Genomic DNA, 19,607 nt, shown 5'->3' with positions numbered 1-19,607 from the left:
CTGTGGCAAGCCGAACGGGTTGCGATTCACATGCGATCGGCAAGCGGACGGCAATGTGAAATCGCTCAATAAAGTACCACTCTACGTTGGCGCGGTGTTAATCGCCGGCACAACACATGCGGATAATCTCCCAGCGTTAGAGAAATTGCGGTTTGAAGAAGACTATTCAGCCCTAGTTGAATCACCGTCATATTGCTGGCCTTACTGCTGGAAAGCGATTCCGCTGGCGAATCTAGATCGCGGGTATGTCTCTGTAGGTGGCGAAGTCCGGCAGCGCTACGAGTACACCAACAACCCGACCTTCGGGCAGGCGCCCCAGGACAAGCATGGCGCATGGTTTCAACGCTACGCCCTGCTCGCGGATCTGCGTTGGAACAAGCGATTCAGGCTATTCGGGCAGTTGACCAGCGCGCTGGAAACCGGGCGACGAGAGGGCCCGAGCCCCGTCGACGAAGATCAGCTCAGCTGGCAAAATCTGTTTACGGATATTTCCTTTGCAACCGGAGAAAATAAATTTCATACCCTTCGCGTGGGCCGTCAGGAAATTGTTCTCGGGTCTGGACGCCTGGTAGACGTCCGCGAAGGACCCAACGTTCGACGTACGTTTGATGGCGTTCGGATACTCGCGCCCACCGAGGCATGGCGACTGGATGTCCTGGCGACCCGTCCGCGACAAGATAATCCTGGCGTATTCGACGACGGAACCAGCGATCGCTTTGCGCTCTGGGGCGCCTACGCCACGGTGCCAGCGTTTGATTTTCCCGGCAAACTGGACGTTTACTACCTGGGCTATCAAGATGACGATGCACTGTTCGTACAGGGGGCTGGAAGTGAAAATCGGCACTCGTTCGGCGCTCGCGCCTGGGGCCGTCAGGGCAACTGGCACTGGAACTGGGAGACCCTGTACCAGACAGGAACCTTCAATGGTGGCGATATCCACGCCTGGACCCTCGCCACAGAAACCGCGTACCGCTGGAAGGATCATGCGTGGAATCCGGAACTGCGCCTGAGCATCAATATTGCAAGCGGTGACGACGATCCCGATGATTCGGACCTCGGCACCTTCAACCCCCTCTTTCCCCGGGGCAATTACTTCTCCGAAGCGGCGGTGTTCGGGCGCGAAACTTCTACAACCTTCACACCTTTATCAACCTGCAGCCTGCCGCGGCCTGGTCCCTGACCGCAGACCTGAACTTCTTCTGGCGATTGGAAACGGCCGATGGCCTCTACAGTCCCGCCGGACAAATCCTGCGCGCACCGAACGGCAGTACCCAGCACTTTGCCGCCACGACCTTATCTCTTACAGCCGAATACTCCTTCGGCCGCGGCCTGGTTTTTACCGCCATTCACACCATTGGTAAACCAGAGGCGTTTATGAATGAAACCGGCCCTGATGACGACCTGCACTTTACCGAGCTCACCGTTCAATACCGGTTCTAAACACGCAGCCGGCGAATGACAAAAAAACCAGGACAAAGGCGAAATCAACAATGATAAAAAACATGTCTTGAAGAGTTGCCTGGAGGCGCACTGCTGCGAATTTTGCTGCGGCGACACCGTTTTTTTGGCACACGCTTCGGTGGACCATGTCGCATAAGTTTCGGACACCTTACGCCAGATATGAGTGCACCATGTGGCAATGGCTGAATTTCCGGTAATACTGATTCAGGCAATGAATAACATTTCACCTTCCCCGGTAACTTTGCCGCCTCTGGTCGACACCGAGAGTATTGCGTCCTTTGCCATTGCACTGGGCCTTGGCTTACTCATCGGACTGCAGCGTGAGCGCACGACCGACCGAATTGGCGGCATCCGCACCTTCCCACTTATTGCATTATTGGGAGCGCTCACTGCGCACATCAGCCTGAATCAGGGGATGGGCTGGGTGCTACTCATCGGACTGTTGGCCGTAACGGTGCTGATCCTTCTCGGCAATGTCGAGCGATTACGAGGCAACGGAGAGCACATAGGGATTACGACTGAAGTGACCGCCCTGCTGGTGTTTATGCTGGGCGCCTACATTGTCCTTGGCGACAAGACCGTAGGCGTTGCGGTGGGTGGCACCATTGCCGTACTGCTGCACTTCAAACCAGGCATGCACGAGTTCGCACACAAGATCTCCGAGCAGGAATTGCGCTCGGTCATGCTATTTGCGGTTATTTCACTCATTATCCTTCCCGTCCTGCCGAATCGAAACTTTGGTCCCTATGGCGTACTCAACCCGTTCTCCATCTGGCTTCTGGTGGTGCTTATTGTCGGCATTGGCCTCGGGGGCTACGTCGCCTACAAGATGGTGGGCGCGCGTGCAGGCACCGTCCTCAGCGGTCTCATCGGCGGCCTTATTTCCTCTACCGCCACCACGGCTACCTATGCCCGGCAGGCGCGCAATGCGGAGAAAGCCACTGGTCTTGCCGCACTGGTGATACTGATCGCCTCCACCAGCATGTTTATTCGCATCTTCGTCGAGATCGCAGTGGTGGCACCGCGGATGCTTCCGAAGCTGGTACCGCCGCTACTGGTGCTGCTGGTGGTAAGCCTTTCGGTATGCCTGCTGGGTTACCGGTGGGTAAAAGATAAAGAGCACGCAATGCCGCCACCGGAAAACCCCGCGGCGCTCGGTCCTGCAATGTTGTTTGGTGCCATTTATGCGGTGGTTCTGGTGGCTATCGCAGCGGCCAAGGATTACTACGGCAATCAGGGGATCTACGGTGTCGCACTCATTTCCGGCACAACCGATGTGGATGCCATCACTCTATCTGCGGCCAACCTGGCGGAATCCGGTGCACTAGAGGCCGGAACGGCGTGGCGCGCGATCGTCGTTGCCTGCCTTTCCAACCTGGTTTTCAAAGCTGGAATCGCTGGTGTTCTCGGTGGCCGCAGGCTTTTCGGAAAGGTACTCGTATTTTTTGCGTTGCCGGTGATCGCAAGCCTTGCCGTCCTGTGGCTATGGCCACACAGCTGATGCACAACTCATGCGCAAATTTCATTACATACCGCGGAAACATTTCTATTGGAAATAACGAAGAATAAATACCGGTCACGATTATTCGGGATTGGCTAGTCTTCTGAAAGAACGCTGTAAAAATCAGGTGCTCACGTAACTGTCATGAACACCCCGATTCAACAGCACTGATACCGCAACCGGCGCAGATAGCAAAAGCGTGAAGTTTTCTCCCATCTGGCTCCTCGTAATCAGTACCGCTACGGTGGCAGCCGTACTCGCCACCCTGCACTATTTCGATCTGGATGATCGAATTCTCGATCTCATCCAGTGGCTGAATAGCCGCGGCTGGGAAGCGAGCCTGTGGTTTATTGCACTCATTGCGGTGGCGATCGTATTCATGATGCCCGGGGTGATATTCACCATGGGCGCAGGATTCGTGTTTGGGGTCATCAAAGGCACCATCTACGTTGTGCTGGGAACAGTGATTGGAGCGACCATCGCATTCCTCATTTCCCGCTACCTGTTTGGCAAACGGGCCTCAAACTGGATACTCTCCAGGATAAAGCCCGCGAACCTCGGCGAGGTGGTGCGCGATGAAGGCTGGCGAATGGTGATGCTCACACGGCTCGTTCCCCTGTTCCCATTCAAGCTGTCGAACTATTTCTTTGGCCTCACCCCGCTGCGCCTACGAGATTTTGTACTCGGTAATTTCCTTGGGGTTATTCCGATCACGGTGCACAACGTCTACGTGGGCTCCATCGCCGGGGACCTGGCCAGCATTGGGACGGCACGCGATTCCCGTACGCCCGTTGAGTGGGCGCTGTATGGGCTCGGCTTTTTACTGGCCGTCGTAGCTTTGGTTGGGCTGACCCGTATGGCGCGGCGTGCACTGAACCAGAAAATTGACGAAGGAGAACTCTGATGCCCTGGATGAAATGGCTTCCCTGGCGGTTCTTCGTACGCAAATTCGCCACTGCCCACGGTTTCCTCGACCCACTCGCAGTCATGGCGCGGATGCAGCGGTTTGCGGAACCGTCGGAGGTCAGTGAACCCATAGAATTGTTACGCGCAGGCGTGATTTTCCACGCCCGTGCCCTGATGAACAGTAAAGTCATCCAGCACAATCTCGACTGGGTCTGGCCGTACTGGATTGAGCGCCAGTTCGACCCGGCGGATGTTTCCTTTATTCCCCGCGCATTCTCGATCACCCACTGCAACCTGAGCCACCGGAACTGGACCGCCGTGGGTGTTCCGGGCAGCGAGGAAATGCCCATCGTCGACCCACGGGGACTGCTCACGCCCCACTATGATGGCTGGTCGATCGACAGCTGGATTATTGGCGACGATGGCGTCAACATTTATCCCTCGCAAATGCAGGACGTGGAACAACGACTGGAGATGGATCGCGGCGAAAAAGGCGTGGCGGTTGTGACCGAAGCTGCGACTGACAGTGCGAGCCTCACAAGTCGCGTTTGGGCGGAGCTCTCCGAGCAGCACAATAATTGCCTGCTACAACTTCGCGGCCAGCACGCCAAAGGTGGCTGGCTAGTGGTCTCACTGCGGCCATGTAACCCCGAAGGCGTGGCCCTGATCAACAAGGTGGTATTGGGCAACAGCCGCGACCAGTGGCTCGTGGATGGCACCGATAAAATTCACTTTGACCGCCCGGTAGATCGCCATCATGCGTCCGATTATCGTCGCGGTGATATCGCGCTCTACCTGCATGATGAGGCCAACGAAACCCACGCCGAGTGCGATGTAGGCATGGCAACGGCTGCCGCGCTCTTCCGCCTCGAACCGGGGCAGACGGTGGACACACTGGTAACCATCCCACAGCACTGCAAGCTGAACAGCCGCAATGCACCCTCCGGCTGGGCACACAACCTCAGCCAGCACTGTGCCATGTCGGTACCGGATCCGCAGATGCAGTTCCTTTACGACGCAGCAGTACGCTCACTCATTCTGCACTCCCCGCATGACGTTTACCCCGGGCCCTATACGTACAAGCGCTTCTGGTTCCGCGATGCCGCCTTTATGATCCAGTCCCTGCTGCACGCCGGATTGATCGAGCGGGCGGAACGTGCGCTCGAGCGGTTCCCGTCGCGGCAAAAGCGCAACGGCTATTTCCATTCCCAGGATGGAGAGTGGGACTCCAACGGCGAGGCACTCTGGATCATTGACCAGTACTGCCGCATTACCAACCGCAAGCTCAAGCAGGATTGGCTCGACCCGGTCTTACGCGGAGCGCAATGGATCGATGACAAGCGCCAGCCAAAAGACGGCAGCCTGACCGGTGGCCTGCTTCCTGCCGGCTTCAGTGCCGAGCACCTCGGCCCCAACGATTGCTACTACTGGGACGATTTCTGGGGTATTGCGGGCCAGCTTTCCGCAGTCGCCCTGTGCCGCCGTGAAGGCCTCGACAATGAAGCCGACCGCTTTCAGTCCCATGCCGATGATTTCATGCTCACCGTCGATGAGTCACTCAGCCAGGCGGCCACACGCCTGGGCAGGCCGGCCATGCCCGCGTCCCCCAAGCGCCGCCTCGACGCCGGCGCCATCGGTTCGATCGCGGCCGGCTACCCACTGCGCCTTTACCCGGAAGAAGATCCCCGCCTGCTAGACCTGGTGGAGTTTCTTCAGCAAGAGTGCTTTGTGGCCGGTGGTTTCTTCCAGGACATGATTCATTCCGGCATCAACGCCTACCTGACCATTCACGTAGCTCAGGTGCTTTTACGCGCCGGTGATCCGCGCTGTATCGACCTCATGCGCAATGTTGCGAAACTTGCGTCCCCCACCGGGCAGTGGCCCGAAGCCATACACCCGCATTCTTTTGGCGGCTGCATGGGTGACGGCCAGCACGCCTGGGCAGCAGCCGAATGGGTTACCATGCAGCGAAACTGTTTTGTTCGCGAAGAAGGCAACCGCCTGATCCTGATTTCAGGGTTGCCGCCGGAGTGGCTGAAAGATCAAACTGCGCAGAAGCCCATCCGGTTCGGGCCAGCACCCACCTACTTCGGGCGTATATCGCTCGAGATAACACCCGGGGTGCATCCACGGGTAACCTGGAGCGGTGATTGGCACACCGAGGCTCCAACGATTGAAATCCGTGCGTTTGGCTTCAAACCGGTAACCGTAACTGAAGGTGTAGAAATGGTGGAGCTGGATCCTCTGTGAATATCGTTATGCTGACCAACACCTACCTGCCCCACGTAGGAGGTGTCGCGCGCTCGGTGGATACTTTTGCCCGGGAGTATCGCCGAAGAGGCCACAACGTAATGATCGTGGCCCCGGAGTTCGCAGAGAAAATTCCGGAGGAAAAGGACGTGTTTCGGGTACCTGCCATCCAGAACTTTAACGGCAGCGATTTCTCCGTAGCCCTTCCGCTGTCAGGAGAACTCAGCCACCACCTGGATGTTTTCGAACCCGACATCGTCCACTCTCACCACCCCTTTCTCCTGGGCATGACTGCATTGCGCATAGCCCGCAGCCGCGAACTCCCACTGATTTTCACCCATCACACACTGTACGAGCGCTACACCCACTATGTACCAGCGGATTCCGAAGCGCTGAAACGCTTTGTGATTGAGCTCGCAACACGCTACGCAAACCTCGCCAGCATGGTGTTTGCGCCCAGCGAAAGTATCGCCGACCTGCTGCGCTCACGGGGCGTCACCACACCGCTTTCAGTGGTTCCCACTGGCGTACAGCTCAGCAACTACCGCGATGGCGACGGCCTCGCTGCGCGCCGGCAATACGGCATACCGGAATCCGCCTTCGTGGTGGGGCATCTCGGGCGCCTGGCCGCGGAAAAAAACCTCGATTTTCTCTCTGCCTCCACGCTCGAATTCATGCAGCGCAATGAAAATACCCACTTTATGGTGGTTGGCGCTGGCCCGATGCAGCAGCAAATCAAAAACCTGTTTGATTCCCGGGGGATGGGCAATCGCCTGCACCTGACCGGAACCTTGCAGGGAGAGGCCCAACGAGACGCCTACAGCGCAATGGATGTGTTCGCCTTCGCGTCCACCAGCGAAACCCAGGGTATGGTTTTAACTGAGGCCATGGCCGCCGGCGTACCGGTTGTCGCGCTGGATGCCAGCGGATGCCGCGAAGTCGTCGAAGACCAGATCAACGGGCGACTGGTTTTGAAGCACAGTGAGCGCGACATGATCGCCGCACTGCAATGGATACTCGACCAGCCCAGCGAGGTCCGCGCAAACCTCCGCATCGAAGCGTTGAAAACCGCAAACCGGTATTCACTGGAAAACTGCGCAAGTACCGCGCTCGAACACTACCAGTCACTGGTCCACCAGCACTGGCCACTGGATGATTCCCTCTACGCCCAATGGATGCGATTGCGCAATATGATCGGCGCGCAATGGGAAATCATCGAGGGCGTCACCAGTGCCGCCAGCGCGGCGCTCGATCAGGGTAATCACCTTTCCGATCACGGCAATCGCTGAAGCTACCGGTATTCACTCACGCTAACTGAAAAGGAAATCGCCAGTACATGATCACGCGTATAGAAAGCACACTCCGGCGTTGGCGGCGACGTATCAGCCGCAGCGAGTGGCTTGCGCGTATGCTGAAACTGCAGATCAATGAACGGGAACCCGACGCGCCAGCACTGGTATTGATCCAGATCGACGGCCTCGCCCGTCCCCAATTCGATAAGGCACTGGCAGAAGGCAAATTGCCCTTCCTGAAAAAACTGATCGAGAAAGAACACTACCACCTCGATCACATGTACTCCGGCGTTCCCGCCACCACCCCGGCAGTCCAGGCAGAAATTTTTTACGGTGTAAAAGCGGCCGTGCCCGCTTTTGGCTTTATGTCGCAGCAGTCGCAAAAAATGCGGCGTATGTACGAGTCCGAAGCCGCCAGTGAGGTGGAAAAGAGACTTACCGAAGAAGGCAACGAACCGCTGCTGAACCATGGCAGTTGCTATGTGAGCGTATTCCGGGCCGGAGCCGATAACGACGAGGCACATTTCTGCCCCGCATCAGAGGGCTGGGGCCGATCACTCAAGGAAGCCGGCCCCCTCGCGTTAATCGCACTGGTCCTCGCCAACCTTTGGAGCCTCGTGCGCACTGGCAGCCTGCTGATTCTGGAGCTTCTGCTTTCAGTGGTGGACTTTTTTCGCGGACTGACCAGTGGTCAGGATCTTATGCGCGAACTGATGTTCATTCCCACGCGCATCGCTATCACCATCATGCTTCGTGAGCTGTCCACGGTCGGCGTGAAAATTGATATCGCCCGCGGCCTGCCGGTGATCTACATCAACCTGCTGGGCTACGACGAACAGGCACACCGCCGCGGTCCCAGCTCCGCATTTGCCCACTGGACACTGAAAGGCATCGATGATGCCATCGCGCGAATCTGGCGTGCCGCCCACCGCTCCTCACGGCGCCACTACGATGTATGGATCTATTCCGACCACGGGCAGGAAGACAGCATTCCTTACGAGGCGCGCTATGGCCGGCCACTCGCAGATGCGATTGCCGAAGCGCTCAACGAGTTACCCCAAAGCCCCCAGGGTTATCGCGCCAGTGGCAACCAGGGTGTCCAACTGCAGCGTGTACGCCTGTTTGGCGGCCAGTGGATACAAAAACTATTTCCAATCGAAGATCCCGAGCGTCAGCGGCAGGGCGATGCCCCAATGGCGCTTTCCGCAATGGGGCCACTCGCCCTGCTCTATAACGTGGACTGCAATGGTATTTCCCGAAAGGAGATTGCCCGGCTTATCGTAGAGAAAACCCATGTACCCATGGTGCTCTACCAGGATACGGACGCACCCACGGAAGGCGATGGACCAACTAAAGTCTGCGGCTGGTGGCGCAATGGACCGATTGAGCTGCCGCGGGATCACCTTGCCGTATTCGGGAGCGAGCACCCTTTCCCGCAAGAAGCGGCGGAAGACCTGGCCAACCTGTGTCGCCATCCAGACGCGGGGGATTTCGTCATCAGCGGCTGGTGCGCCGGCAGTGACAGTATCAGCTTCGCGATAGAAAACGGCAGCCATGGCGGCGCCGGCCCAAATGAGACCCATGCGTTTGCACTCATGCCCGGGGACATCCATTTTCCAGACAACGGCCTCGAGCACTGGCGGCCAAAGGATATTCGCGACGCCGCTCTCAAATTTTTACGCGCGCAACCAGCAGAAAAACTGAAATCGCCTCCGCCCATCATCGCGCTGGGCCCGGAAGTGCCCTCCCCCCAAAAAACGCCCAAATCAAAATCTGCCGCAGCCCCATCCCGAGCTGCGACCACTAAAAGCCTGCGCGTGATGACCTACAACGTGCATATTTGCGACGGCATGGACGGCAAGATATCCCCCGAGCGCATCGCCCGAGTCATAGCCCGTTATGCGCCGGATGTGGTTGCACTGCAGGAAGTCGATGTCCGACGCGAACGCACCGGCGGGGTCGACCAGGCGCACCAGATCGCTCAGCTCCTCGCTATGGACTGCCACTTCCAGCCGGCAATGCACCTGGAAGACGAACTCTACGGCGACTGTATTCTTACCGAGCTGCCACTGCGTCTGGTGAAGAAGGACATTCTTCCCGGCCCGGCGGAAGACTCACGACATTTTGGCAACGCCGAGCCCCGCGGCGCCCTTTGGGTGGAAGTGGACTTCGAGGGTGTTCCCGTGCAGATTTTCAACACCCACCTGGGCTTGTCCAAGGGTGAACGGCTGCGGCAGATCGACGCCCTGCTAGGCAAAGAATGGATGGGCAGCGATCAGTGCGGTCGCCCGCGCATACTGCTCGGCGACTTCAACGCACTGCCCAGCTCAAAGGAAATCCGCAAGATTACCGCGGAACTGGACGACGCCCAGGTACAGCTTGCCGGCCACAAGCCCCAGGGCACCTTTTTCAGCCGGTTACCCAAAGCCCGTATTGACTACGTATTCGTGGACCGAAATATCGACGTGCGCGCGGTGCTTGTGCCCCGGAGTGAACTGACCCAGCTCGCATCCGATCACCTGCCCCTGATCGTGGACATTAGACTGCCACTTTAAGATCGCAAGGAAAGTCCCCGACAAGCACGGCGGCTTATTCCGAGAGTAACGCCCTCACCTGCTCTTCTCTTGAGTCGCGCATCCCGATTGTGCGGCCTTCTTCTATCGCAATATCCAGCGGCACGCCCGTCTTTGCTCGATAGATTGCCCAGGCGGTACCGACACGGTTGCCGGATCCACAATGAATCAGCACCAGGCCCGCATCAGGATCCTGTAGCACGGCTTCAATGCCTTTGATCACCTCTTCAGAAGGCGCCCCCTTTGAGACCGGCAGGTTCACGTAGCGCATTCCCGCCCCCTCCACAGCTGCTTTTTCCTCCGCAGTGCCCTCTTCCGGTGTACGCAGGTCGAGAACGGTACGGAACCCGTGACCGGCGATTTCCTTAATCTGGGCAAGATCTATACTGCCTCCAGTGGCAATATTTGGGCGCAGACGGTTGTAATTCTGTATTTCCGCCCCCACTTTATCCCCAAAGGGAACCTGGATTTCAGGTTTCTCGCTGTCTTCAGCACCGCTGGCACTACTGAATGGCGCCGCCAGCGCGAAGACGCAAACAGAAAGAAAGACCAATACTTTGGGCAATTTCATTTCGTGAACTCCATTAGGCGCGCGAATTTGCACCAAGATTGTAATTTCTGTAGAACCCTACGCCTACTTGATGGTCAAAGGCGCTGGCGATATGATTTCGACCAATTGAAACATCACTTAGCAGGAGACGCTAATGCAGCCGCAAGTTTACACTCAGTCCCGAGCACTGGATCGCTCGGAAGCCGCGAAAGTTCTGCGTAATACCTACGCGCTTCTGGCTATGACTGTCCTTTTCAGCGCAGTCACTGCTGGAATTTCCATGGCCATCGGCATGGGCCGCGGTATGAGCCTGCTGTGCTCCATTGCTGCCATTGTGCTGGTCTGGTTCGTTCTGCCGCGCACCGCCAACTCCGCTGCTGGCGTGGGTGTGGTATTCGCGTTTACCGGCCTGCTGGGCGCCTCCCTGGGCCCGATGCTGAACCATTACGTAGGTCTCGCCGGTGGCGGCCAGATCGTCATGCAGGCACTGGGCACCACCGCTCTGATCTTCTTCGCGCTGTCCGCCTACGTGCTGACGACCCGCAAAGATTTCAGCTTCATGGGCGGTTTCCTGTTCGTCGGCCTGATCGCGGTACTGGTATGTGCCCTGGCCCTGATGGTCGCCAGCTTCTTCGGCGTTTACATGCCGCTGGCCAGCGTTGCCCTGAGCGGTGTGATTGCCCTGCTGTTCTCCGGTTTCATCCTGTATGACACCAGCCGTATCGTGAACGGCGGTGAAACCAACTACATCATGGCCACCACCTCCCTGTACCTGAACATCCTGAACCTGTTCACCAGCCTGCTGCACATCTTCGGTTTCGCTTCCGACGACTGATACAGGCCGACAGCCGTTCACACAGCGCCCCGCATCGCGGGGCATTTTTATTTCCGGGCAACCTAAAAATGAAGTTCACTCTCGTTATCTACGGCGCACCCCATGCCTCCGAAGGTGCAGCCACCGCCCTGCGATTTGCACGCGCACTGCTTGAAGCCGGACATACCCTGTACCGGGTCTTCTTCTATGCCGACGGCATTCACAACGGCAGCGCGCTCGCCGCGCCACCCCAGGACGAGCAGGACCTTCTCGGCCAGTGGCAACAACTGCAGCAGGCTCACCAGCTGGACCTCGTGGTATGTATAGCCGCGGCCCAACGGCGCGGGCTCTTGAGCGAGAGCGAAGCAACCCGCCTGGAGAAGCCTGCCGCCAACCTGGCGGAAGGGTTTGAGCTGGCCGGGCTGGGGCAACTGGCCGAAGCCACGGCGGCAAGTGATCGTATCGTGACATTCGGAGGCTGATCACAATGAGCAAGAACACTCTCGCCCTGTGCCGCCAGGCCCCGTACGGCAACGCACTGGCCCGCGAAGGTCTTGAGGCTATACTGGCCGCCGCAGCCATGGATCAGGCCCCTGCCGTACTGTTTTTGGGTGACGGGGTTTTCCAGCTAGCAGGACAGAAGCCCGAAGCGATTGCCGAAAAGAATTTGCGCCGCAATATCCAGGCACTGCCGATGTTTGATGTGGAGACGCTCCACGTATGCAAATCTAGCCTGCTGCAGCGGGGTATCATGCCGGAAGCACTCCAGGTTCCCGGAGCTGACATTGAGCTTGTAGAAGACTGCGGCAGCTTTATCCGCAAGTTCGACCACGTTCTCAGTTTTTAACCAGCGAGCCCGACTAAAAGCATGACCCTACATATCGTAAGCAAATCGCCCTACTCTTCATCTGCGCTGACAGACTGCGCAAGCAGCTGTGCCGAAGGCGACGCTATCGTGCTGATTGAAGACGCCGTTTACGGCGCCGTGGAAACATATCCTGAGATTACCGAGCGCGCGCCGGTCTACTGCCTTCAATCAGACGCTGAAGCCCGTGGTATCGTTATTGGGAAAAATGTGGAAGGTATCGATGAGACGCGCTGGGTCACACTATGTACCGAACACAACCCTATCGTCAGCTGGTTCAAGTAACGGCGATCAGAAGTATGAACACCGAAAAAAACTTACACATCGCAGGCCGTGAAATCCCGATCGACAAAGAAGGGTTTTTGCGCGAGCTTTCCGACTGGACACCGGAAGTGGCCAGCGCGTTGGCACAGAGTGAAGGAATTGAACTGACCGACGCCCATTGGGAAGTATTGCAACTGCTGCAAGCGTTTTACCGCGAGTTCGAGCTATCGCCAGCCATGCGCCCATTGGTCAAATACATCACCCTGCACCTCGGGCCCGACAAAGGCCGCAGTATCTATTTGATGCAGCTGTTCCCACCGAGCCCAGCCAAGGTTGCCAGCAAAATTGCCGGCCTGCCAAAGCCCACCAACTGCCTTTAGCTACCCCAAATTGCCCGCGTGACTACATGCGCGCCCCATAGGGAATAAGTTTACGACTGTCGTTTCACGAAGGCCCGGAGCGAACTTGCGATGCGCTACTACGTAAGGTTTACTGGTACGCACACAACGAATGTATTCATGCCACAGCCGATGCAAAGAGATCACTTATGAAGATTTGCATTCTTTCAAGAAATCGAAAACTGTATTCAACACGTCGACTGATTGAGGCGGCAGAAGAACGGGGACACGAAGTCCGGGTCGTCGACGCACTCAAGTGCTACATGAACATTACGGCCAATGATCCAAACGTCTACTACCAGAAAAATGAAGGCGACGTAGAAGAGCTGCGTTTCGATGCGGTAATACCGCGCATTGGTGCCAGCATTACTTCATATGGGTGTGCTGTTCTCAGGCAATTTGAAGTGGCTAACGTTTACTCGATCAATGAATCCATAGCTATTACCCGCTCAAGGGACAAGCTACGAGCCCATCAGCTACTGGCTCGCAAAGGCATAGGTCAACCCGTTACAAGCTACGCGCATTCCGCCAAAGCAACCAACAGCATTATTGAGTCTGTGGGCGGTGCGCCGCTCATCGTGAAGTTAACCCAGAGCACACAGGGCAACGGGGTGTTGCTGGCAGAAACCAAAAAAGCCGCAGAAGCGCTGATCAATGCCTTCCACGGTATTGGCTCAGATTTTCTGGTACAGGAATTCATCAAAGAAGCCGGCGGCTCCGATATCCGCTGCTTTGTGGTGGGAGGCAAGGTGATCGCCGCAATGCAGCGTAAAGCGGCAAAAGGCGAGTACCGCTCCAATTTGCACCGCGGCGGCACCGCGGAAGTCATTAAGCTGACACCGGCCGAACGCAGGCTCGCACTCAATGCGGCCAAGGTTATGGGCCTTGATCTTGCCGGTGTCGACATTCTGCGGTCATCTCACGGCCCATTGGTTATCGAGGTGAACTCCTCGCCTGGCCTGGAGGGCATTGAAAATGCCACCGGAATTGATGTCGCCGGGAAAATTATTGAGTACATCGAAAAAGACTCAAAATTAGGCCCGAACAAACCGGTAGGCAAAGGCTGAGCCACCCTCTTGCGCTCAATTGGGTAGTGAGCGTGGCCGATTGAAACTGAAAGCTTAATTACAGGCCTGCACAATGACCCGCCGCTTCCCCTGGTGATGGCGGTGTTCCCAGAGGTAGATACCCTGCCAGGTACCCAGTAACAGGCGGCCGTTTTCCATCGGGATACTCAGTGAAGAAGCGGTGAGCGCGGCCTTGATATGCGCTGGCATATCGTCCGGCCCTTCCAGGGTGTGCGTGTACAGCGGGTCGTTTTCCGGCACCAGCCGGTTCAGCCAGTTCTCCAGGTCCACGCGCGCACTTGGATCCGCATTCTCCTGTATCAGCAGGCTCGCCGAGGTGTGTTGAATAAACAGGGTACAAAGCCCACTGCCAAACAGGTTCTGACTATCCAGCCAGCTGTTCACCTGTTCGGTAAATTCGTGCAGCCCCTGGCCCTGTACTACTATTTCCAGCTGGCCCAATGCCATGCGTGTATCTCCCCGGATTCCATCAAGTTCGTTCAACGCGCGGCCATATCCGCTATAATCCGCGCCCGTTTTACCACCAGTTTCCAAATTCCCGGCATTAGCATCTATGGCACTTCACCGCGTAAACACCGACGACTACCAGCAGCAACTTGACGAGAAAGTCGCCAGGCTGCAACAGGCCTATACGCCTTACACCCAGCTGGAGCCGGAAGTATTCCCCTCGCCCCCCAGCCATTACCGCCTGCGTGCGGAGTTCAAGATGTGGCAGGAAGGCGGCCGTGTAGACTACGCCATGTATCGCCAGGGCGAGTACAAGAAACCGTTCGTCATTACAGAGTTTACCGTCGGCTCCGAGCGGATCAACGAACTGATGCCACCACTGCTGGATGCCATCAACCAGAGCGAGCTGCTGCGCAAGCGCCTGTTCAGCGCCGAGTTCCTGACTACCCTGAGCGGCGATGCGCTGATCACCCTGATCTACCACAAGCCCCTCGATGAAGCCTGGGAGCAGGAAGCCCGCAAACTGCAGTCCGCCCTCGGCGTGCCGATCCTGGGCCGCTCACGCAAGCAGAAGCTGGTGCTTGAGCGCGATTACGTGATTGAAAAGCTCGATATCAAAGGCAAGGTTTACCAGTACAAACAGGTAGAGGGCAGCTTTACCCAGCCCAACGGCCATATCTGCCAGTCGATGATTCAGTGGGCGAAGGATTGCAGCAATGACGCCAGCGGGGATCTGCTCGAACTCTATTGCGGCAACGGCAATTTCACCATTCCGCTGGCGGAGCATTTCGACAAGGTGCTGGCGACGGAGATTTCCAAGGTTTCGGTGAATGCGGCGCAGGAAAATATTGCGGCCAACGGCGTGGAAAACCTGAACATTCTGCGGCTCTCCAGTGAAGAATTCACCCAGGCCATCGACAAGGTGCGCCCGTTCCGGCGCCTGAAAGATTTCGATCTCGACAGCTACGATTTCTCAACCGTACTCGTGGACCCACCGCGTGCCGGGCTGGATGTCGACACCTGCGCAATGATCGCGCGCTTCCCGCGCATCCTGTATATCTCCTGCAACCCGCAGACCCAGCTGGAGAATCTGGCGGAGCTCACCAAGACCCACAATGTCGAGCGCTTTGCGATTTTCGACCAGTTCCCTTATACGGATCACACCGAGTCCGCGGTGATGCTGGTCAGGAAGTAACTCCGTAGTGCTGGATCCCGGATCGAGTCCGGGATGACGGATTGGGGCTTCGTAGTAATGGATCCCGGATCAAGTCCGGGATGACGACACACCCAAGCACTCGTCATACCGGCGAAAGCCGGTATCCAGCCCCTCAGGACTTCCAGAGCACACTGTAAAGCCTATTTAGAAATTCCGTCCCAAAATCCGCTTCGCCGCATCCAGCGCGAAATCTCTGTATTCACCCTCCACCCGCGCCATTTCTTTTTCAAACGCGAATTTTTCCTTACGGGAAAGCTTTTTCCAGTCTTCAAGAATCGGGATATGACTGGTCTTGTCCGCAACGGTATAGAAAGCAACAAACTCCTCTTTCACTGCCTCATCTACTTGCAGAGAGTCCATCAATACGCGAATTCGCAGAGAAGCTTCGGTCAGGCCCACGCCCTCATCCAACAGGGTTTTCGCAATGATCTGGATACTGGTGTTTACCCTGTCCCGTTGCGCTTCTGCGGCCGCTTCCAGCTCAACCAGTTGCTGTTTCTGCCGCTTTTGCGCCTTGCGCAATTCAAGGCAGTAATAGGTCGCAATGGCAGACAGGGTGACAATAACAAGCCCAGCGATAACCAGAATCCAGGCAGGAACAACAGTCATGGAACATACACCTTCAACAACGCCAGCCCGATGCTGGCGGTAATAATAGAAAACAAAGTACTCAGGGCAATGATATTGGCCGCCAGCTGGCTGTTGCCGCCGAGGGCACGGGCCATGATAAACGAGGCGGAGGCCGTGGGTGCCGCGGCCAGCAAGAACAGTATTGCCATTGATTGCGTGTCGAGCCCGAACGCCCACCCCACGGCCACCAGCACTACCGGCACCACCAGCAATTTGAATCCGCTCGCGGCGAATGCCCCAAACGAACTGCGGCGCAGCATGCTCAGGTCAAGGCTGGCACCGATACACAGCAGCGCCAGGGGCAAGGTAACCGAAGCCAGGTAATCCCCGGTCTGCACGATCATCTGCGGCAGCACCAGCCCTACCCCTTTCGCCACCAGCGCCAGCACAATCGCTAGAATCAGCGGATTGGTCACCACATCCCTTGCCAGCTTCACCCAGCTGAACTTCGCCTTCTGGCTATACACCGCGAACAGCGCCACCGCTGCCACGTTGTAAAAGATCGTGATCACCGCCATCAACAGTGCCGCTTGCGCCAGGCCCGCAGGGCCGTAGGCGTTGGCCGCCCAGGCCAGCCCGATAATACCGAGGTTGCCGCGAAACGCCCCCTGGATAAACGCACTGCGGTCGCCATATTCCAGCGGTCGCGCCACCACCCAGGCCAGCGGTACCGTCAGTACGGTGCCAATCAGGCCGGCGGCCAACAGCGGCAACTCTTCACCGAGCTGCGCATCTGAACCGAAAATATTGAAGAACAACAGCGCCGGCAAGGTAACCAGAAACACCAGGCGCGAAGCGTCATCCACAAAGGATTCACTCAGCAACCCGACCCGCGCAAGACCGTAACCCACCAGCAATGTCAAAAAGATCGGCGCTGTTACAGAGAGCGCGAAAGAAAATGTTTCCAAGAGTTATTCCACCGTTTCCTCAGCCAGAAGATCCGATTCCTCTGCCTCATCGAGCTGCTCTGCCGCCGGCAACTGGTGACTGGTCTCCGCCTTGTCACGCAGATCAGAAGCAATCTGTTTGCGGGTTTTGGCCCCGAGCTTGCGCAGGCTGTCGATGCGTTTGACCGCATTACCACGGCCTGTGGAAAGACGCTTGCAGGTTTCCTGATAGGCTTCATCTGCCTGGCGCAGGCGACTGCCCAGCGCATCCAGAGATTCCAGCACCAGCACAAACTGGTCGTGTAGCTTGCCCGCTTCCGCGGCAATTTTTTCCGCGTTCTTGTTCTGCTTTTCGTAGCGCCAGATATTTTCCACGGTTCGCAGCGTGGCCATCAGGCTGGTGGGGCTGACCAGGACAATCTGGCGCTCGTAGGCAAAGCGGAACAGCTCCGGGTCAGCCTGCATCGCCAGCATGTAGGCGGCTTCAATGGGTACGAAGATAAAGACGAAGTCGAGAGTGCGCACACCTTCCAGGTCTTCGTAGGCTTTTTTGTTCAGGCCGGTAATGTGCGCGCGCAATGAGTTCACGTGCTGCTTGAGCGCCTGCGTGCGTTCTTCTTCGGTTTCCGCGGAGTTGTAGCGCTCGTAGTCCACCAGCGACACCTTGGAATCGATGATGAGGTCCTTGCCTTCCGGCAGGCGCACGATCACGTCCGGCTGGCGGCGGCGGCCGTCGCTGGTGATGGTCACCTGGGTTTCATACTCCCGCCCCTTTTGCAGGCCGGACTCCTCGAGCAGACGCTCGAGTACCACTTCACCCCAGTTGCCCTGGATTTTGCGGTCACCCTTCAGGGCCGAGGTCAGGTTCAGCGCTTCATCGCTGATACGCTGGGTCTGTTCACGCAGCGCCTTGATCTGCCCGAGCAGGCTGTTGCGTTCCGCATTTTCGCGGTCGTACACATGCTCCACGCGTTTGCGGAAATCCCCCAGCTGGCGCTCGAGAGGGTCGAGGCTTTTGCGCAGACTGTCTTCGCTGCGGCGTACAAACGCCTGCTGCTTTTCCTCGAAAATGCGGTTGGCCAGGTTTTCAAACTGCTGGGCCATGGCCGCGCGGGTCTGCTCCAGCTGCTGGCGCTGCTCAGCCAGCGCGGCCTCGCCCTTTTCTACCAGCACCTGGTAGCGGGCCAGCTGGGTGGACTTACCTTCCAGCTCGGTACGCAAATGCTGGATATCCAGGCCATTCTGGGTTTCGCGCTCGCGGCTGCTGGCCAGCTGTGCCGCCACCACCTGGTGCTCGGCCTGCAACGCCTGCAGCTGCCGCACAACCCGGGAACGCCCGAGCCATACCGCCAGCACAACCAGCAATAGAGCCAGAACCGCAGCCAATACGGATTGCTCTAGTGTGACCTGGAGAGGAAACGCGATCATAGAAAACTCTTAAACTTATTGGGATCGGCTCGAAAACAGCCGGCGATTCAGTCGAGGGCAAAATGACCTGCCAGTCCCACCGCCGATTGCGGTATTCTTGGCCCCGTTCATAGGCCCCACGACTTATTCAGCGGGATTGAGGGAAGCAGGTTTTTGGTTATGCCCAATGCAAGCGGCCATTCTAACAAGGCCCCCAGCGCATTGATATTCGATTCCGGTGTCGGCGCCATCAGTATTGCGCGGGAGATTCGCCAGCAGATTCCCGCACTCACGCTGCACTTTGGGGTGGACAACGGTTTTTACCCCTACGGCACCAAGAGCGAAGACGTGCTGCGCCCGCGAATTGTCGAACAGGCCAGTGCCATGATGGCCGCCTCCGGCGCTGACATTTTGGTGGTGGGCTGCAATACCGCCAGCACCCTGGCCCTGCCGCAGCTGCGCGATGCGTTGCAGAAGCCCGTGGTGGGCGTAGTACCCGCCGTGAAGCCCGCGGCCGAAGAAACCCGCACCGGTACCATTGCTCTGATCGCTACCGAAGGCACCGTCAACCGGCGCTACACCCGCGAGCTGATCGAGGAATTTGCCAATGGCCGCCAGGTGATCAACGTGCCCGCCCCCGAACTGGTGCGACTTGCAGAAGCCAAACTGCGCGGTGAAACGATCTCAGCCAAAGATCTGGAACCCGTCCTGCAGCGGATATTCCATAGTACAGGCGGCGACAAAGTGGATATCGCGGTACTCGCCTGCACCCACTTCCCCCTGCTGCGTGACGAGCTTGCACACTACGCACCGCGCAGCATCCGCTGGCTGGACTCCGGCGCCGCCATCGCCCGCCGCGTGCAGTGGTGGCTGGATGAACTGAATCTCACGTTACCGCCCAAGCCCGAAACCAGCCGGCTGTTTACCAGTGCCGCAGATCCCGAACAGCTGATCGCACAGGCATTTACGGAATTCACACCGGAAGCCAGCGCCCTGGCCGAATAGCACTATCGAGTAATCTGTCGCCGCCCGGCGACAGCGCCATGAAAGGCAGTTGA

At 57.6% G+C, this 19,607-nt stretch carries 20 protein-coding genes; 15 read left to right on the top strand and 5 right to left on the bottom strand.

Annotated features, from left to right (window positions below; genetic code table 11):
- The first annotated feature begins 55 nt into the window (after positions 1-55).
- The 7 genes from LC093_RS01375 to LC093_RS01345 all read left to right on the top strand — a co-directional run bounded on the left by LC093_RS01375 (position 56) and on the right by LC093_RS01345 (position 9,965).
- Positions 56-1,180, top strand: coding sequence for an alginate export family protein (locus LC093_RS01375; protein WP_226661233.1), 1,125 nt, complete (start codon positions 56-58; stop codon positions 1,178-1,180).
- A gap of 26 nt (positions 1,181-1,206) precedes the next feature.
- On the top strand, positions 1,207-1,440 hold the full coding sequence (locus LC093_RS01370) for a hypothetical protein (RefSeq protein ID WP_226661231.1): 234 nt from the start codon (positions 1,207-1,209) through the stop codon (positions 1,438-1,440).
- Between the two features lie 232 nt (positions 1,441-1,672).
- A complete protein-coding gene (locus LC093_RS01365) occupies positions 1,673-2,962 on the top strand; it encodes an MgtC/SapB family protein (protein WP_226661230.1) in 1,290 nt (429 codons plus the stop codon).
- A gap of 199 nt (positions 2,963-3,161) precedes the next feature.
- A complete protein-coding gene (locus tag LC093_RS01360; RefSeq protein WP_226661228.1) occupies positions 3,162-3,866 on the top strand; it encodes a TVP38/TMEM64 family protein in 705 nt (234 codons plus the stop codon).
- Positions 3,866-6,118, top strand: a complete 2,253-nt coding sequence (locus LC093_RS01355; protein WP_226661226.1) for a hypothetical protein — start codon at positions 3,866-3,868, stop codon at positions 6,116-6,118. Before LC093_RS01360 ends, LC093_RS01355 begins: the two co-directional genes overlap by 1 nt.
- Positions 6,115-7,407 (top strand): glycosyltransferase, encoded by a 1,293-nt coding sequence (locus LC093_RS01350; protein ID WP_226661224.1) that lies wholly within the window; start codon positions 6,115-6,117, stop codon positions 7,405-7,407. The genes LC093_RS01355 and LC093_RS01350 overlap by 4 nt, the downstream gene beginning before the upstream one ends.
- A 47-nt stretch (positions 7,408-7,454) precedes the next feature.
- The gene (locus tag LC093_RS01345) at positions 7,455-9,965 is read left to right on the top strand and encodes an endonuclease/exonuclease/phosphatase family protein (RefSeq protein ID WP_226661221.1); all 2,511 of its coding nucleotides are present in this window, start codon (positions 7,455-7,457) and stop codon (positions 9,963-9,965) included.
- A 34-nt stretch (positions 9,966-9,999) separates the two neighbouring features.
- Here the strand turns inward: LC093_RS01345 and LC093_RS01340 are convergent, their stop codons facing one another.
- Positions 10,000-10,554 (bottom strand): beta-lactamase hydrolase domain-containing protein, encoded by a 555-nt coding sequence (locus LC093_RS01340; RefSeq protein WP_226661218.1) that lies wholly within the window; start codon positions 10,552-10,554, stop codon positions 10,000-10,002.
- Positions 10,555-10,687: 133 nt separating this feature from the next.
- On the opposite strand from LC093_RS01340, the gene LC093_RS01335 reads away from it, so the two are divergent.
- The 6 genes from LC093_RS01335 to rimK all read left to right on the top strand — a co-directional run bounded on the left by LC093_RS01335 (position 10,688) and on the right by rimK (position 13,941).
- Positions 10,688-11,368 carry a Bax inhibitor-1/YccA family protein gene (locus tag LC093_RS01335; RefSeq protein WP_226661216.1) on the top strand — a complete coding sequence of 227 codons (681 nt, stop codon included), beginning with the start codon at positions 10,688-10,690 and terminating at the stop codon, positions 11,366-11,368.
- Positions 11,369-11,436: 68 nt separating this feature from the next.
- Positions 11,437-11,829, top strand: a complete 393-nt coding sequence (tusD, locus tag LC093_RS01330; protein ID WP_226661214.1) for a sulfurtransferase complex subunit TusD — start codon at positions 11,437-11,439, stop codon at positions 11,827-11,829.
- A 5-nt stretch (positions 11,830-11,834) separates the two neighbouring features.
- Complete coding sequence (gene tusC / locus LC093_RS01325) at positions 11,835-12,194, top strand: sulfurtransferase complex subunit TusC (RefSeq protein WP_226661212.1); 360 nt, start codon at positions 11,835-11,837, stop codon at positions 12,192-12,194.
- Between the two features lie 21 nt (positions 12,195-12,215).
- Entirely contained in the window at positions 12,216-12,497 is a 282-nt protein-coding gene (gene tusB / locus LC093_RS01320; protein ID WP_226661211.1) for a sulfurtransferase complex subunit TusB, read from the top strand.
- A gap of 14 nt (positions 12,498-12,511) precedes the next feature.
- Positions 12,512-12,856, top strand: coding sequence for a TusE/DsrC/DsvC family sulfur relay protein (locus LC093_RS01315; RefSeq protein WP_226661209.1), 345 nt, complete (start codon positions 12,512-12,514; stop codon positions 12,854-12,856).
- Between the two features lie 167 nt (positions 12,857-13,023).
- On the top strand, positions 13,024-13,941 hold the full coding sequence (rimK, locus tag LC093_RS01310; RefSeq protein WP_226661207.1) for a 30S ribosomal protein S6--L-glutamate ligase: 918 nt from the start codon (positions 13,024-13,026) through the stop codon (positions 13,939-13,941).
- A 54-nt stretch (positions 13,942-13,995) separates the two neighbouring features.
- Here the strand turns inward: rimK and LC093_RS01305 are convergent, their stop codons facing one another.
- Positions 13,996-14,409 (bottom strand): secondary thiamine-phosphate synthase enzyme YjbQ, encoded by a 414-nt coding sequence (locus tag LC093_RS01305; RefSeq protein ID WP_226661206.1) that lies wholly within the window; start codon positions 14,407-14,409, stop codon positions 13,996-13,998.
- A 106-nt stretch (positions 14,410-14,515) separates the two neighbouring features.
- Between LC093_RS01305 and trmA the strand changes: the two genes are divergently transcribed.
- Positions 14,516-15,604: a tRNA (uridine(54)-C5)-methyltransferase TrmA gene (gene trmA, locus LC093_RS01300; RefSeq protein WP_226661204.1), complete on the top strand. Its 1,089-nt coding sequence runs from the start codon at positions 14,516-14,518 to the stop codon at positions 15,602-15,604.
- Between the two features lie 165 nt (positions 15,605-15,769).
- Here trmA and LC093_RS01295 read toward each other — a convergent pair whose 3' ends face one another.
- Genes LC093_RS01295 through rmuC form a run of 3 tightly spaced genes read right to left on the bottom strand, consistent with a single transcriptional unit; the run spans position 15,770 to position 18,570 of the window.
- Positions 15,770-16,234, bottom strand: a complete 465-nt coding sequence (locus LC093_RS01295; protein ID WP_226661202.1) for a DUF2489 domain-containing protein — start codon at positions 16,232-16,234, stop codon at positions 15,770-15,772.
- Positions 16,231-17,163 (bottom strand): AEC family transporter, encoded by a 933-nt coding sequence (locus tag LC093_RS01290; protein WP_226661200.1) that lies wholly within the window; start codon positions 17,161-17,163, stop codon positions 16,231-16,233. Before LC093_RS01290 ends, LC093_RS01295 begins: the two co-directional genes overlap by 4 nt.
- A 3-nt stretch (positions 17,164-17,166) precedes the next feature.
- Positions 17,167-18,570: a DNA recombination protein RmuC gene (rmuC, locus tag LC093_RS01285; protein WP_226661198.1), complete on the bottom strand. Its 1,404-nt coding sequence runs from the start codon at positions 18,568-18,570 to the stop codon at positions 17,167-17,169.
- 159 nt (positions 18,571-18,729) lie between these two features.
- Between rmuC and murI the strand changes: the two genes are divergently transcribed.
- On the top strand, positions 18,730-19,554 hold the full coding sequence (gene murI, locus LC093_RS01280) for a glutamate racemase (protein ID WP_226661197.1): 825 nt from the start codon (positions 18,730-18,732) through the stop codon (positions 19,552-19,554).
- The last annotated feature ends 53 nt before the right edge of the window (positions 19,555-19,607 follow it).

This window comes from Microbulbifer aggregans, from assembly GCF_020524005.1.
GTDB lineage: Bacteria > Pseudomonadota > Gammaproteobacteria > Pseudomonadales > Cellvibrionaceae > Microbulbifer > Microbulbifer aggregans_A.
Note: the sequence above shows the minus strand (reverse complement) of the source record. Positions and strands in the feature narration are given on the sequence as shown.

Coding starts and splice junctions, on each gene's coding strand:
- LC093_RS01295 (WP_226661202.1), bottom strand. CDS start 16,234: ATGACTGTTGTTCCTGCCTGGATTCTGGTTATCGCTGGGCTTGTTATT.
- rmuC (WP_226661198.1), bottom strand. CDS start 18,570: ATGATCGCGTTTCCTCTCCAGGTCACACTAGAGCAATCCGTATTGGCT.
- LC093_RS01365 (WP_226661230.1), top strand. CDS start 1,673: ATGAATAACATTTCACCTTCCCCGGTAACTTTGCCGCCTCTGGTCGAC.
- rimK (WP_226661207.1), top strand. CDS start 13,024: ATGAAGATTTGCATTCTTTCAAGAAATCGAAAACTGTATTCAACACGT.
- tusD (WP_226661214.1), top strand. CDS start 11,437: ATGAAGTTCACTCTCGTTATCTACGGCGCACCCCATGCCTCCGAAGGT.
- murI (WP_226661197.1), top strand. CDS start 18,730: ATGCCCAATGCAAGCGGCCATTCTAACAAGGCCCCCAGCGCATTGATA.
- LC093_RS01335 (WP_226661216.1), top strand. CDS start 10,688: ATGCAGCCGCAAGTTTACACTCAGTCCCGAGCACTGGATCGCTCGGAA.
- trmA (WP_226661204.1), top strand. CDS start 14,516: ATGGCACTTCACCGCGTAAACACCGACGACTACCAGCAGCAACTTGAC.
- tusB (WP_226661211.1), top strand. CDS start 12,216: ATGACCCTACATATCGTAAGCAAATCGCCCTACTCTTCATCTGCGCTG.
- LC093_RS01315 (WP_226661209.1), top strand. CDS start 12,512: ATGAACACCGAAAAAAACTTACACATCGCAGGCCGTGAAATCCCGATC.
- LC093_RS01355 (WP_226661226.1), top strand. CDS start 3,866: ATGCCCTGGATGAAATGGCTTCCCTGGCGGTTCTTCGTACGCAAATTC.
- tusC (WP_226661212.1), top strand. CDS start 11,835: ATGAGCAAGAACACTCTCGCCCTGTGCCGCCAGGCCCCGTACGGCAAC.
- LC093_RS01345 (WP_226661221.1), top strand. CDS start 7,455: ATGATCACGCGTATAGAAAGCACACTCCGGCGTTGGCGGCGACGTATC.
- LC093_RS01340 (WP_226661218.1), bottom strand. CDS start 10,554: ATGAAATTGCCCAAAGTATTGGTCTTTCTTTCTGTTTGCGTCTTCGCG.
- LC093_RS01305 (WP_226661206.1), bottom strand. CDS start 14,409: ATGGCATTGGGCCAGCTGGAAATAGTAGTACAGGGCCAGGGGCTGCAC.